This is a genomic window from Psychroflexus salis (assembly GCF_014640175.1).
GTDB classification, from domain to species: Bacteria; Bacteroidota; Bacteroidia; order Flavobacteriales; family Flavobacteriaceae; genus Psychroflexus; species Psychroflexus salis.
Genome location: NZ_BMGL01000013.1, coordinates 98,381 through 112,468, shown reverse-complemented (window position 1 = coordinate 112,468; position 14,088 = coordinate 98,381). Strand labels below are relative to the sequence as shown.

The following is a 14,088-nucleotide window of genomic DNA, read 5'->3' as shown; positions in this document are numbered from 1 at the left end:
AGAGAAGTTAAGCTCATTTGCGCCGATGGTACTGCAATTATGTGGGAGAGTAGGTCGCCGCCTTCCTTATACTAAAAGTCCTTTATCTATAAAAATAAAGGACTTTTTTGTTTGTAGTAATATTAATCACTAAATATTTTTTTGTTTTCAAATAAAAGTGATTTTATGAATAGTAAATTTTACTATTAATTATTAATTACCATATTAAGTTAAAGCTTTAAAATATTTGATTTCTTTAGCTATACCGTCCCAAAATTGTATACGGATTTGTAAGGCTTCTTTAGCGCTATCTTCTGCTTCCTGCCATTTTGTTTCATCATTTCCACAAAGCTTTTCTACTAATTTTAAGGCCATTGGGCCATGCTCATCTTCATCTAACTCAATGTGGCGTTTGAAGTAGTAACTAAATAATTTTAAATCTTGTTCGGGGAATTTTAACTGAATTTCTTCAATTATTGAAGTAAACATATCTGGAATTAGTTCTTCCCTTCCAAAGGTAAATGCCGCAGCTATTTTGTGGGCTTTTTTCTCTTCCAATAAGTTGAATGTAAAATTTAAAAATAACTTTACACTTTCAGGTAAATCGCTTTTCGATAGTACTAGAAAAATATCAGTTCCATGTTTTATTTGTTCAATAAATGAATCAATTTTAATGGTATTTGCATTTGCAGATTTCATAGCGTCTAAATACATTTCAAAATGACTTTGGCGTTTTCCATAAAGATTTAAGTCTGTTTCTTCAGCTAATACAATTTCATTGATTAAATAGCGATTTTGTGGGTCACCAACTGGATACCATGGAGTATTTAAACACGTTAATTGCTGTTGAAGTGCCTTTAGTAAAGACATAAAATCCCATACAGCAAAGACGTGATGTTCCATAAAGATTTTTAAATCGTGTGGACTTTCAATAAATTTATATAGAGGGTGGCTAAGCAAGCACTTACGTTCTTCCTGAATTTTTTCTTGTAAAACTTGACAATTCATTTTTTTATTTACAAAAGTAACAAGATTAGTCGATGTGAGAAATAGTTACTTTATTATTGGGAAAAAATGATGATTTGTAAATTAGTTAATAATTTGTTCTGTTAATTTGATAATTAAGTTAATGTATTATGAAATAAAATCACATTTCAAATTATTACCAAATCTATTTAAATGCTGCAATTCCTGTAATATCCATCCCAGTAATAAGTAAATGTATATCATGCGTTCCTTCGTAAGTGATTACGCTTTCTAAATTCATCATGTGGCGCATAATGCTGTAATCGCCAACAATACCCATTCCTCCTAAAACTTGTCTAGCTTCGCGAGCAATTTTAATTGCCATTTCTACATTGTTTCTTTTAGCCATAGAAATTTGTGCAGTTGTAGCTTTACCTTCATTTTTTAATTGACCTAATCGTAAAGCAAGTAATTGAGCTTTGGTGATGTCGGTAATCATCTCAGCCAATTTTTTCTGTTGAAGTTGGTAACTAGCGATAGGCTTATCAAATTGAATTCGCTCTTTAGCATACCGCAATGCAGTATCGTAACAGTCCATTGCAGCTCCGATGGCTCCCCAAGCAATTCCGTAGCGAGCTGAATCTAAGCAAGACAAAGGTGCACCTAAACCGCTTTTGCCAGGTAAAATATTTTCTTTGGGAACTTTAACATTATTAAATAACAATTCTCCAGTGGCTGAAGCACGCAAAGACCATTTATTGTGAGTTTCTGGTGTGCTGAAACCTTCCATGCCTCGCTCTACAATTAAACCATGAATTCTACCTTCTTCATTTTTTGCCCAAACTACAGCAACATCACAAAAAGGTGAATTGGAAATCCACATTTTAGCTCCATTCAACACATAATGATCCCCTTGATCTTTAAAATTGGTGGTCATGCCACTTGGATTCGATCCATGGTCAGGTTCAGTTAAACCGAACGACCCCATCATTTCACCAGTTGCTAGTTTGGGTAAGAATTTTCGTTTTTGTTCTTCGGTTCCATAAGCAAAAATGGGAAACATCACTAATGATGATTGCACTGAAGCGGTGGAACGAACGCCAGAATCACCTCGCTCAATTTCTTGCATAATCAATCCGTAGGAAATTTGATCTAATCCAGCGCCGCCATATTCTTCTGGAATATAAGGACCAAAAGCACCGATTTCAGCTAAGCCTTTAATGATGGATTTAGGAAATTCTGCCTTTTGTGCAGCTTCTTCAATAATTGGACTTACATCACGTTTCACCCAATCTCTTGCAGCTTGTCGAATTAATTGGTGCTCTTCGGTCAATAAATCGTCTATATTATAATAATCGGGTGCTTGAAATAAATCTTGGCTCATATCTGTTTAATTATTGAATTACAAATTTAACGAAAGTTTTTTTGCTTCAGAATAAACACTTGTTATTATTTTTTGGGATTTGTTGTTGATTTTTAAATATGAATTATTTGTTTGTAACTCTGATAAATAATCAACTGTATTAGTTTCTCAAAAAATAAATGTACATTTAGCTATAAATTAAACCCATGTATTCTTTAAATCCCATTTTTATCATTGGCATTACCACGGGACCAATTTTACTGATTTCAGGTTTCATCATGCTAAAAAAGCCACCAAAAAAAATCAATGAGTTTTATGGCTACCGAACAAAACGCGCAATGAAAGACAAAGCAAGTTGGGATTTTGCTCAGCAATTTTCGAGTAAGCAATTGATTATATCAGGTTTTTGGTACACGCTTTCAGCTTTGCCATTTTTGTTTTTTGATGTGGAGCAAATAACCGGATTTATAGTATCTATGCTAATTTTAGCGGTGTTTATTGGGTACCCAGTTTACACTACCGAAAAAGCCTTAAAAGAAAAATTTTAAAAAAACTAAATCACAATAATTATGCGAAATTTTTTAATAGTTTTCATACTTTTTTTCAGTATCAATATTTCTGCACAACGCCTAGAAGATATGGCTATAAAAGTGGTTCAGGAACAATTAGATGCATATAATGCCAAAGATATTGATGCGTTTATGAACGTATTTTCTGCAGATGCAGCTATCTATAATTTTGGAGACGAAAAAGCTTTGGCAAAAGGAGCAGAAGAAGTGAGAGCGGTTTACACTAAACTTTTTATAAATTCACCAAACTTACATAGCTTGGTAATTAACCGCAGTGTTATTGGGAATAAGGTAATTGATTATGAATTGATTTCTGGACGTCAAAACAGTGATAAACTGCTAAAACTGATTGCTATTTATGAAGTAAACAATGGTTTAATAATTAAAGCTACTTTTTTAAGAGAATAGTTGTAGCATAAATGAAACTTACTCGTTTAGAAAAAAACACTACATGAAAAATACATTCGCATTTGTTTGCCTTTGTCTTGCAATATTTAGTAGTTACGCTCAAACTATAACTGGAAAAATAATCGATAGTGAATTGAATGAGCCCGTTCCTTTTGTGAATATTCAATTGAGTGAAAACAAAGGAACGATTTCTAACAACGAAGGAATTTTTAGACTCAATACAGAAGGTTTTAAATCTTCGCATATAGTTACTTTTTCTTCTATGGGATTCGAAGAGTTTAAAGTAAGCCTAGAAGAGCTTCAACAAACTAACACTATAGTTTTAAAACCTTCCGATGAATTACTAGATCAAGTTATTGTATCCAACAAGCAACTAACCGCTTTAGAAATTATTCAAAAATTCAAAGAAAATAGAGATCAAAATCATCAACTTGGCTCTAAAAGATACCGATTGTTTTACCGTAGCAGAAATAGTTACAAACCACAGCAAATGGTATTTCAACTTAAAAAGGCAAGTAACTTAAGAAAAAAAGAGCGTAAGCGGATTAATAAAGCCATGGCAGATTTAAACAAAGATGTTGCTGGTAGCACAAGCTTAGGTTTTTCTGAAAGCCTACGAGATTTATATGTTCAAGATACCGTATACACTGTAGACCTAAAAAAGAAAATTTATTTAGCAGATTCTGATACAAAGGCAGATATAGAAGAATATCAAGAAGAAGCTATCAAAAAATTATTTGAAAATTTTGATTCAGAAAATACCTTTAAAATTAAAATAGGTATTTTAAAAATTGCCGATTCTGTTGAAGTGAACTCGTCAGACGAGCAGATAAGAATCCAAAGCTCAGATGTAGATGAAGAGGATGAAGACTTTTCCATAGATGAATATCCGAGATTAGCATTCGAAAATGGAAATTGGCTTCCCGATGTGATTACCGAAACCAAATATTACGATTACCAACTTCAAGAACCTACGATGGTTAAAGGCCGCTCACAATATGTAATTCATTTTGAGCCAGGACGTAGAAAAGGAAAATACGAAGGAAAAATTTACATAGACAAAGAAGATTTTGCCATCACTCAAATAGATTATCAATTAGCTGAAGGGAAAAGCCTTTTTAGTTTAAACTTAAAATTATTAGGAATAAAATTTGATCAATACAAAGCCCAAAGAAGCTTACGTTTTACCAAAACAGACGAAGGTTTTTATGTGCCTTATTATACCAGCAGTTCTTCTGCTCAATATGTTTTTTTAAGAAGAACACTTACTTTTATAGAAAACCATCTAGATCGCAGTAAACGCATAAAATTTAAACTTCGATTTATCATAGAAGCTGAAAATGAAACTATAGATGAATGGGTTTTATTAGAGCAAGAGAACATTGAAGGTAAAGAATTACCAAAAGATCAATTTGTGTCTTCTTTAGAAACTGAAACTATCGAAACCTATTCACCAGATATTTGGAAAGACTATCCTGTTTTTGAAGCTACACAAGAAATGAAGGAATACCATTTTAAGGACTAACTTTGGCTATTTTAAAACACACCCTTTGCTTATCTGCATTTCCCTCTAGGGAAAACTTCCAATTACTGTTAGAATTTTTAGCTTCTTCCCTAAGAGGGAAGACCAGAGATGGGTGTATATTAATTTGTACTAAACACTTTTTTAAACAAAGCTATATTGCTACATTTTACTTTAAACACCCTTTGCCTTTAGGTATTTCCATCTAGGGAAAGTAAAAATCATAATCCCAGTTATCCCCTTCCATGGCCTGTACTGAGCGAAGGCGAAGTAAGGGAGGACCAGAGATGGGTGTATTTTAAAAATCTATTATTTGACCAAAAATCAAGATGAAGATTACTAAATCATCAACAAACAAAAATATTTTTAATATTAATCTTAACTAAAGGGTTGTTTTTAATTTAAAATGCAAAAATTCATTTTATGCCCTATATTTAACAGGGGTAAAATTAAATAATATAGTAATTATTATATTTTTACCCTACATAATTAATAATAGCTAACCATGAAAATAGGCATTCCTACCGAAATTAAAAACAACGAAAGCAGAGTTTCCATTACACCCGCTGGCGTATTCGAACTTTCAAAACAAAATCATGAAATCTTTCTTCAATTCAACGCCGGTTTGGCCAGTGGTTTTTCCAATCAAGCATACCAAGAAGCTGGAGCCGTAATTTTAGATCATATTGAAGATGTATACGAAACAGCAGAGCTTATTGTAAAAGTAAAAGAACCGATTGAAGCCGAATATAATCTTATTAAAGAAAATCAGCTTGTGTTTACCTATTTTCATTTTGCGTCTAGCCAGCAGCTAACTCAAGCTATGCTAAAGGCTAAAGCAATTTGTATAGCCTACGAAACCGTACAAGACGAAGATAGTAGCTTACCATTATTAACCCCAATGTCTGAAGTAGCGGGTAGAATGGCAACTCAGCAAGGAGCAAAATATTTAGAAAAACCCATAAAAGGAAAAGGCATATTACTTGGCGGAGTGCCTGGTGTTTCTCCAGGAAAAGTACTGGTTTTAGGAGCTGGAGTAGTCGGAATTCAAGCAGCAAAAATGGCGGCTGGCTTAGGTGCACACGTTACCATTTTAGATATTAGTATGAAACGCCTACGCTATGTTAACGATATTATGCCGAGCCATGTGGTTACCGAATTCTCTAACGAATACAATATTCGTAAACATATTAAAACAGCAGATTTAATTATTGGTGCGGTCTTAATTGCTGGTGCCAAAGCTCCAAAACTCATAACCGCCGATATGCTCAAAGAAATGACACCAGGTACTGTAATGGTAGATGTAGCAGTTGACCAAGGTGGATGTTTCGAAACTACAAAACCAACCACACACGAAAACCCTACTTATATTATTGATAATGTAGTACATTATTGCGTTACAAATATGCCAGGTGCCGTTCCCTACACTTCAACATTGGCGCTTACTAATGTTACTTTTCCTTACGTTATGCAACTCGCAAATTTGGGTTGGCAAAAAGCCTGCGATTTAAACAAAAGTCTAGCAAAAGGCTTAAGTATGGTTAACGGTAAAGTAATTTGTCCTGAAGTTAAAAAAGCTTTTCCAGAGTTGGTAAACTAAAAGTTTTCGAAGCAATTTCCCGCTATCCATTATAGTTTGGTTGGGCAATATAAAATAGGCATTGCATTTTCAAGGAGCTCATAAAATCGCTCTTAAAAATACGCCTATTTAATTATATTGCCTAACCAAAGCTGCCATTGCCATCGGGGCTAGGGCGGTATAACTAAACATCAAATTTTTCATTATATTTGCGTATGAAAAAAATTGTTTTACACACCAAAACTGAGTTTCAAAAGACCAATACAAAGTATGCTAAATATGTTGGGATATTTTGGTTCTTGTTTGGAGTTGTAGATGTCGTTTACATAAATTCAATGGGTTGGTTTTATATGGGTTTAGGTGTTTTTCATTACGCATTATACTATAGCATCGATTATACAATTTACGCCACTATAGAAAACGGCATGTATAAACAAAACAATTGGTTTGCATCTAAAACCAATCTTACAAAGGCTAAGTATGTAAAGAAATTTGCTGGAGACATTACTTTTGTGCTCCACAATAAAGAAGTAAGGATAGGCTCACAAATGTTAAATCAAGAAAGCATCGATGCAGTAGATCAATTTATTCAACAAAACGAAATTCCTTGCGAAATAATTCCAGTAAGGTAAAACATGCATCAAAAGAAACCTGATCTAACAAAATCCTTTTTTTCGATTTCTTAATCCTTATTTTAGGTGTTTATCTAGTTTTTTTATCAATAAAAAATGATAAGAAAAAGAATAGGAAAAAGTAAGAAAACTTTTACAATCCATCCTTACAAAGCTTACAACAGATGTGAATCAATTGTAATTTTACCTAATACTTAAAAATAACTTCAAATCATCTTTTTTAAAATGGGTAGATAAGACCAATCTTAGGTTCAAATTCCAACAAAACTTTAAACAATTCTCTTCTTAAGTTAGTTAAATTTGCAAAAAATAAATTTTACATGGCAAATCCATTATTGCAAACCTTCGATACTGCTCCATTTTCAAAAATTAAAAACCAAGACTTCGAACCTGCATTCGAGAAAGCTTTAAAAGAAGCTAGAGCAGAAATTGAAGTAATTACCGCTTCAACCGATGCACCTAGCTTTACAAATACCATAGCAGCTCTCGATGCAACAGGTGAGCAGCTTAATCGAATTTCCAGCATTTTATTCAATTTAAATTCTGCCGAAACCAACGAAGAAATCCAACAAATTGCTCAAAATGTTTCTCCTAAATTAAGCGAATTTAATAACGATTTAATGCTAAATGAAACTTTATTTAAACGCATTAAGTCTGTATTTAAAACCCAAAATAAATTCAACTTAAACCATGAAGAAACTAGATTGCTAGAAGAAACCTATCAAAATTTCACTAGAAATGGAGCTAATTTGCAGGAAGGTCAACAAAAACGTCTTCGCGAAATAGATCAAGAATTAGCCACTTTGTCACTTCAATTTGGGAAGCAAGTTTTAGCAGATACCAATGCGTTCGAGCTACATGTCGAAAATAAAGAAGCCTTAGAAGGCTTGCCAGAAAATGCGCTAGAAAGCGCAGCGCAAGTAGCAGAAAGTAAAGAAAAAACAGGTTATGTTTTTACCCTGCATTATCCAAGTTATATCCCATTTATGAAGTACGTAAAAAACAGAGAACTTCGTAAAAAAATGGCTATTGCTTTTGGTTCAAAAGGTTTTCAGCAAAACCAAAACAATAACGAAGAAATTGTTTTACAAATTGTAAAGTTAAGACACGAAAGAGCAAACTTACTAGGTTACAATACGCACGCCGATTTTGTGTTAGAAAAGCGAATGGCGAAGACTGCTATAAAAGTTACTTCTTTTTTAGATGAGTTGCTTGAAAAAGCAAAACCCGCAGCCAAAAAAGAATTTAAAGAATTAAACGAGTTCGCTAAGCAAGTAGATGGTATAGAACAATTGCAAAAGTGGGATACAGCTTATTATAGCGAAAAGCTAAAGCAGAAAAAATTCAATTTAAACGAAGAAGAGCTTAAGCCATTTTTTGAGCTCGATCAGGTTGTTAGCGGGGTGTTTACTATTGCACATAAATTATATCAACTAAATTTTGAAAAGCTAACAGATATCGATGTTTATCATAAAGAAGTAACTACTTATAAAGTAACAGATCAGCACGGCAATTTTATTGCAATATTTTATGCCGACTTTCACCCAAGGGCAGGAAAACGTGATGGCGCTTGGATGACGATTTATAAAAATCAACAAATTAAGAACGGGCAAAATGAGCGTCCGCATGTTTCTATTGTTTGTAATTTTACTAAACCAACTAAAACGCAACCTTCCTTACTTACTTTTAACGAAGTTACTACCTTGTTTCACGAATTTGGACATGCTTTACATGCTATGTTGGCCAATACAACTTACAGCAGTTTATCGGGTACAAGTGTTTATTGGGATTTTGTAGAATTACCAAGTCAATTACTAGAAAACTGGTGTTATGAAGAAGAAGCTCTAGCTCTTTTTGCTAAACACTATAAATCTGGAGAAAAAATACCACAAACATTAGTTGAAAAAATAAAAGCTAGTGCAAACTTCCAAGAAGGAATGCTAACTTTAAGGCAATTGAGTTTTGGAAAATTAGACATGGCTTGGCATGCTCACAATCCTACCCAAATTGAAAATGTAAAACAATTTGAAGATGGAGCTTTTAAAGACACTCAGCTTTTGCCGAGCATAAAACAAAACTGCATGAGCACTGCATTTAGTCACATTTTTCAGGGTGGATATGCAGCAGGATATTATTCCTATAAATGGGCTGAAGTTCTAGATGCAGATGCTTTTTCATTTTTTAAAGAAAATGGAATTTTTAACCCAGAAGTGGCTTTAAAATTTAAGCAAACCGTACTTTCTAAAGGAGGTACTTTAGATCCAATGGATTTGTATGTGTCTTTTCGTGGCAAAGAACCCGACCCGGAAGCTTTATTAAAACGAGCTGGTTTAATTGAAAATTCGTAAGCTAATTTATAAGTACTTTTTAATAATTTGCTGAACTTGTTGTAGGTAGCGAGCTCCAAATAGATTTAAATGTACCAACAAATAATACAGTTGGTACATTTCAATTCGTTCAACCCAACCTGTATCTATTGGAAAATGTTGTTGGTATTCATTAAATACCATGTTTGGAAATCCGCCAAAAAGCTGCATCATAGCTAAATCCATTTCTCTTGAAGCATAGCAAATTGCAGGGTCGATAAGTACAGGACTTTGGTTTTTACCACATATAAAATTCCCAGACCATAAGTCTCCATGAATTAATGCGGGTTTTTCTTGCTTAGGAATATGTAGTTCTACTTCTTTATAAAAACGATTTAGATTTTTAAAAGAAAATCCATTTAGCAAGGCTAACTTAAATTGAGGGATTAAACGCTGCTGAATGTAAAAGTCTGAAGAAGTAGAGTGTGCCTTATTGTTTTGTGGTAAACTACCAATGTAATTATGAGATTTCCAACCAAAATTAGCAGCTGTATTTTCATGTAAGCTAGCCAATTGTTTTGCAAAACTTTCCCAAAAAAATTGATTGCTGGAAGATTCTTCTATGTAGCTTAAAATTAAATAACTCGTTTTGTCCAATTCGCCTAAATGCAGCACTTTAGGAATTGAAAAACTTTGTGTAGCAGAAAGCGCATGGAGTGCGCTAGCTTCTTCCTTAAATAATCCAGGAAGTTTATTCGCTTTGTTTAGTTTAATTACTTTTTTGTTGTTTTCGGTTTCAAGTAAAAATACATCGTTAATGTCACCGCCACTTAATCGCGTATAATGCTTCAAATAAAAACCTTCTTGTTCTGCTATTTTAAATAAAACTTGCATTTATTCATTTTTCATGCGCTGCCATGTTTGGTAAGTAAAACTATGTTCATGTTTTTCATCTTTAGGATGAAATTCTTTCTTTATAATGTGCCAGTTTTCATTATTAAATTTAGGGAAGAAAGCATCAGCATCTATCGTAGTATGTACTCGAGTTAGTTCAATTTCGTCTGCAAATGGGAGAGCTAATTTGTAAATTTCTCCGCCTCCGATAATAAACGGATTTTTATCTGCTTTAGCTAATTGAAGAGCATCTTCTAAACAATGTGCAATTAGGCAATTTTCTGCTGTATAATTTTTATCTCGACTTAGAATAATATGTACACGATTGGGAAGTGGTTTTGGAAAAGACTCGAAGGTTTTTCTACCCATTATAATATGATGCCCAGTGGTAAGTTGTTTAAATCGTTTAAAGTCGTCTGGTAAATGCCACACCAAATCATTGTTTTTTCCTAAACCATCATTTTCTGAAGCCGCAGCAATCATTGTAATTTTATTGTTCATCGTCTTTGTTTAAAACTCAAAAATACAGATTATTTGTAGCTCAATTTACTTAATTTTTAGCTAAATAAATCGAAATAAAAATTTCATACTACAGATTTACTACATTTGGTGTTTTTATTTATAATTCCATACCATGCTGTCCAAAATACACAATGCTTTTCCAATTACAAAAAAATGTACTTATTTAAATACACCTTCATCTGGATTAACTTCGAAAAAACTGATTGATTTTAGAAAGCAATATGACAACGGGATACATACAGATTATAAAAAAATTGATTTTCTTGAAGATGAGCAAATAGATAGCTTACGGACTAAAATACAAAAGTATTTTAAAGCAGAAACTGCCGAAATAGCTTTGCTGCCAAGTTTTTCGATAGGTCTAAATGGTATTGTTGATGCGCTTCCAAAGCATGCAAAAGTTTTGTTATTAAAAGGCGATTATCCATCTGTAAATCTACCTTTTGAGTTTCGTGATTTTCAAATTGAATATGCAGAAATTAATGAAAATCTAGAACATAATATTGACCAAAAATTAGAGCGTTTTCAACCTGATTTTATTGCTTTAAGTGTGGTTCAATTTCTGAATGGAATTAAAATTGACTTGTCTTTTCTTCAACAAGTAAAGAAAACTTACCCCCATATCCAAATAATAGGCGATGCAACCCAATACTTGGGTACAGAAAAATTCAATTTCGATGAATCTGCTTTTTCCGTTATTGGCAGTAGTGGTTATAAATGGTTTAATGCAGGTACTGGGAATGCTTTTTTTATTATCGATAAAGATTTTTTAGCTGCATTAAATCCGAAAAGCTACGGCAGTAATTCTTTGCTAACTAAACCCGACGGACCATTTAGGAAAACTGGTTTTTTAGAACCCGGACACTTCGATATGCACTCCTTAAAAAGTTTAGAAGTGGCTTTAGATTTTCATTATAACGAAATAGGTATTGAATCTATAGAAGCCCAAATTAAAAGTTTAAGCTTAAAAGCATTCAATGCTTTTAGTAAACGCAACTTACTTTCGAATGCCGTACAAAAACGAAAAATACATTCCTGTATTTTTAATTTGAATAGGAGCGAAGCTGATTTAAAAAAATTATTAGATGCTAATATTGTCTGTGCTTATCGAAAAAATGGAATACGCGTGGGCTTTCATTATTTTAATAATGAAGCAGATTTAACAAATTTACTCGCAACTTTAGATGAAATCTAGCTTTTTGTAATAGTTAAATTGCAATTGAATTACTACAAAGTTTTAAATTTGTATAAATGAAGCTAATTTGTAAACATCGTGTTGATTGATTTATAATGCCTTATTGCATAAATCATATATTAAACTTTAACTGTCATCTTTTATGGCTTTCTACGGGATGAGATTTAGAAAGTTTTTTCGTTTTTGATTTTAGGGTTAAAAAAAATATTTCAATTAAAGAAAGGTATAACCCAATAACTTTATATTTTTTAAAAACATAATCAATGCGGTAAAATGCAGAAGATAAGCAGATTTATATTACAGATGTATTTGGTTATATATCAAGCATTTTGCAATAGAAAACATTGTTGTTTTGATTTAAGACTAAAAACTTTTGTTTATACTTAAATAAATTATATATTTGTTATGGATGAAGTTTTTCATAATAGATTGATTGAAAGCCCTGAACGCCCGTTTAGGGCTTTCTTTTATGTAAATCTTTAAAAATTAACATTTATTTAACTATTTTGGTTTTCTAAAAATTAGAATCTGATATATATTTGTATTGGATGAAGTTTTTCATAATAGATTGGTTAGAAAACCCTGGACGCCCGTTCAGGGTTTTCTTTTTGCATAAATTTAGATTTATTTATTCTAATTTTAACCAATATATTTCAGTATTCACTGCTTATTCCATTACATTTGAATGTATGGATTTTTCATATGATTGGTTAGTTAATGCAAAAGCCCAAACTTTTATGTTTGGGCTTTTGTCTTTTAAAAAAAACGATTACAAATAGCTAATTATAAAAGCTAATTCAATTTATTCTACCACGATTAAATAGGTGTTTTTCTTTCCTTTGTTTATAAGAATATATTTATCGTTTAATAAGTCTTTTGCACTCAACGCATAAGACTGATCTACTTTAGCTTTGTTAACTGAAACAGAATTTGCTTTAAGAGCTCTTATAGCTTCAGAATTGGAAGAAAGAAAAGATGTTTTTGCCGCTAAAGCACCAATCATATCAATACCTTCTTCGAAATCTGCTTTAGAAACTTTTGCTTGGGGTATGCCTTCAAATATTTCTAAAAAAGTGACTTCGTTTAAGGCTTCGATGTCTTTTATTGTGCTTTTACCAAATAATACCTTACTGGCATCTTTTGCGTTTTGTAAAGCATCTTCGTCGTGTACAAGTTGGGTTACTTTATCCGCAAGCACATTTTGTAGTTTTCGCAAATGCGGACTTGCTTGGTGTTCTTCAATTAAACTTTCTATTTCTTTTTGGTTGAGTAGTGTGAAAATTTTAATGAATTTGGCTGCATCTTCATCTGATACATTTAGCCAATATTGATAAAATTTATATGGAGAAGTTCGATTTGGATCTAACCATATATTTCCGCCTTCAGTTTTACCAAATTTAGTGCCATCTGCTTTAGTAATTAGAGGGCAAGTTAATGCAAATGCTTTTTGATTATGCATTTTTCTTAACATTTCGGTACCTGTGGTTATATTTCCCCATTGGTCGCTTCCACCCATTTGTAAGGTGCATTTTTCAGCATTATATAAGTGAACAAAGTCATAGCCTTGTACAAGTTGATAGGTAAATTCTGTAAAACTCATTCCTTCTGAAGATTCAGACGACAATCGTTTTTTAACAGAATCTTTCGCCATCATGTAATTTACAGTAATGTGTTTGCCGACATCTCGAATGAAATTTAAAAAACTAAATTCCTTCATCCAATCGTAATTGTTTACTAAGATAGCTGCATTTTCACCTTGACTAAAATTTAAAAATTTCTGAAGTTGTTCTTTTATTTTATTTTGATTGTGAAGTAATGTTTCTTCATTAAGTAAATTGCGTTCTTTCGATTTTCCAGATGGATCTCCAATCATTCCAGTGGCTCCACCAATTAAAGCAACAGGTCTGTGTCCGGCTAACTGAAAGTGCTTCAATAGCATTACACCTACTAAATGCCCGATATGTAAAGAATCTGCCGTTGGGTCGATACCAACATAGGCTGTACGCATTTTTTCATTTAAATGATCTTGTAGTCCAGGCATTGCATCGTGAACCATTCCACGCCAATTTACTTCTTCAAAAAAATCTTTTTCCATCAATATTAAATTTTCGACGCAAAGATATTATAAAGCTTGTTCTTACTAGGTAGCGAAT

Annotated in this window: 12 protein-coding genes; 7 read left to right on the top strand and 5 right to left on the bottom strand. The window is 32.6% G+C overall.

The window, feature by feature from the left end:
• Positions 1–204: 204 nt before the first annotated feature.
• Together IEV63_RS11530 and IEV63_RS11525 are read right to left on the bottom strand one after the other, a co-directional pair.
• On the bottom strand, positions 205–987 hold the full coding sequence (locus IEV63_RS11530; protein WP_188406970.1) for a DUF3050 domain-containing protein: 783 nt from the start codon (positions 985–987) through the stop codon (positions 205–207).
• A gap of 163 nt (positions 988–1,150) precedes the next feature.
• Entirely contained in the window at positions 1,151–2,329 is a 1,179-nt protein-coding gene (locus IEV63_RS11525; protein ID WP_188406969.1) for an acyl-CoA dehydrogenase family protein, read from the bottom strand.
• Between the two features lie 185 nt (positions 2,330–2,514).
• Here IEV63_RS11525 and IEV63_RS11520 point away from each other — a divergent pair, with 185 nt between their 5' ends.
• The 6 genes from IEV63_RS11520 (at position 2,515) to IEV63_RS11495 (ending at position 9,366) form a co-directional block, all read left to right on the top strand.
• Positions 2,515–2,856, top strand: a complete 342-nt coding sequence (locus IEV63_RS11520; RefSeq protein WP_188406968.1) for an SdpI family protein — start codon at positions 2,515–2,517, stop codon at positions 2,854–2,856.
• Between the two features lie 21 nt (positions 2,857–2,877).
• Entirely contained in the window at positions 2,878–3,285 is a 408-nt protein-coding gene (locus tag IEV63_RS11515) for a nuclear transport factor 2 family protein (protein ID WP_229737238.1), read from the top strand.
• A 43-nt stretch (positions 3,286–3,328) separates the two neighbouring features.
• Complete coding sequence (locus tag IEV63_RS11510) at positions 3,329–4,810, top strand: carboxypeptidase-like regulatory domain-containing protein (RefSeq protein ID WP_188406967.1); 1,482 nt, start codon at positions 3,329–3,331, stop codon at positions 4,808–4,810.
• Positions 4,811–5,312: 502 nt separating this feature from the next.
• Positions 5,313–6,407 carry an alanine dehydrogenase gene (gene ald / locus IEV63_RS11505; RefSeq protein ID WP_188406966.1) on the top strand — a complete coding sequence of 365 codons (1,095 nt, stop codon included), beginning with the start codon at positions 5,313–5,315 and terminating at the stop codon, positions 6,405–6,407.
• A gap of 194 nt (positions 6,408–6,601) precedes the next feature.
• Positions 6,602–7,018, top strand: coding sequence for a hypothetical protein (locus IEV63_RS11500; protein WP_188406965.1), 417 nt, complete (start codon positions 6,602–6,604; stop codon positions 7,016–7,018).
• Between the two features lie 320 nt (positions 7,019–7,338).
• Positions 7,339–9,366, top strand: coding sequence for a M3 family metallopeptidase (locus IEV63_RS11495; protein WP_188406964.1), 2,028 nt, complete (start codon positions 7,339–7,341; stop codon positions 9,364–9,366).
• 6 nt (positions 9,367–9,372) lie between these two features.
• On the opposite strand, the gene IEV63_RS11490 is transcribed toward IEV63_RS11495, so the two are convergent.
• Together IEV63_RS11490 and IEV63_RS11485 are read right to left on the bottom strand one after the other, a co-directional pair.
• Positions 9,373–10,218 carry a fructosamine kinase family protein gene (locus tag IEV63_RS11490; RefSeq protein ID WP_188406963.1) on the bottom strand — a complete coding sequence of 282 codons (846 nt, stop codon included), beginning with the start codon at positions 10,216–10,218 and terminating at the stop codon, positions 9,373–9,375.
• A complete protein-coding gene (locus IEV63_RS11485) occupies positions 10,219–10,701 on the bottom strand; it encodes a dihydrofolate reductase (RefSeq protein WP_188406973.1) in 483 nt (160 codons plus the stop codon). It lies immediately after the preceding gene.
• A gap of 151 nt (positions 10,702–10,852) precedes the next feature.
• On the opposite strand from IEV63_RS11485, the gene IEV63_RS11480 reads away from it, so the two are divergent.
• Complete coding sequence (locus tag IEV63_RS11480; protein ID WP_188406962.1) at positions 10,853–11,935, top strand: aminotransferase class V-fold PLP-dependent enzyme; 1,083 nt, start codon at positions 10,853–10,855, stop codon at positions 11,933–11,935.
• Between the two features lie 802 nt (positions 11,936–12,737).
• Here IEV63_RS11480 and tyrS read toward each other — a convergent pair.
• Positions 12,738–14,030, bottom strand: a complete 1,293-nt coding sequence (tyrS, locus tag IEV63_RS11475; RefSeq protein ID WP_188406961.1) for a tyrosine--tRNA ligase — start codon at positions 14,028–14,030, stop codon at positions 12,738–12,740.
• Positions 14,031–14,088 lie beyond the last annotated feature (58 nt).

What these genes read in the sequence shown, in the direction of transcription:
- IEV63_RS11480 (WP_188406962.1), top strand. Translation starts at nt 10,853, where the DNA reads ATGCTGTCCAAAATACACAATGCTTTTCCAATTACAAAAAAATGTACT.
- IEV63_RS11530 (WP_188406970.1), bottom strand. Translation starts at nt 987, where the DNA reads ATGAATTGTCAAGTTTTACAAGAAAAAATTCAGGAAGAACGTAAGTGC.
- IEV63_RS11500 (WP_188406965.1), top strand. Translation starts at nt 6,602, where the DNA reads ATGAAAAAAATTGTTTTACACACCAAAACTGAGTTTCAAAAGACCAAT.
- IEV63_RS11515 (WP_229737238.1), top strand. Translation starts at nt 2,878, where the DNA reads ATGCGAAATTTTTTAATAGTTTTCATACTTTTTTTCAGTATCAATATT.
- IEV63_RS11495 (WP_188406964.1), top strand. Translation starts at nt 7,339, where the DNA reads ATGGCAAATCCATTATTGCAAACCTTCGATACTGCTCCATTTTCAAAA.
- IEV63_RS11485 (WP_188406973.1), bottom strand. Translation starts at nt 10,701, where the DNA reads ATGATTGCTGCGGCTTCAGAAAATGATGGTTTAGGAAAAAACAATGAT.
- tyrS (WP_188406961.1), bottom strand. Translation starts at nt 14,030, where the DNA reads ATGGAAAAAGATTTTTTTGAAGAAGTAAATTGGCGTGGAATGGTTCAC.
- IEV63_RS11510 (WP_188406967.1), top strand. Translation starts at nt 3,329, where the DNA reads ATGAAAAATACATTCGCATTTGTTTGCCTTTGTCTTGCAATATTTAGT.
- IEV63_RS11490 (WP_188406963.1), bottom strand. Translation starts at nt 10,218, where the DNA reads ATGCAAGTTTTATTTAAAATAGCAGAACAAGAAGGTTTTTATTTGAAG.
- IEV63_RS11525 (WP_188406969.1), bottom strand. Translation starts at nt 2,329, where the DNA reads ATGAGCCAAGATTTATTTCAAGCACCCGATTATTATAATATAGACGAT.
- IEV63_RS11520 (WP_188406968.1), top strand. Translation starts at nt 2,515, where the DNA reads ATGTATTCTTTAAATCCCATTTTTATCATTGGCATTACCACGGGACCA.
- ald (WP_188406966.1), top strand. Translation starts at nt 5,313, where the DNA reads ATGAAAATAGGCATTCCTACCGAAATTAAAAACAACGAAAGCAGAGTT.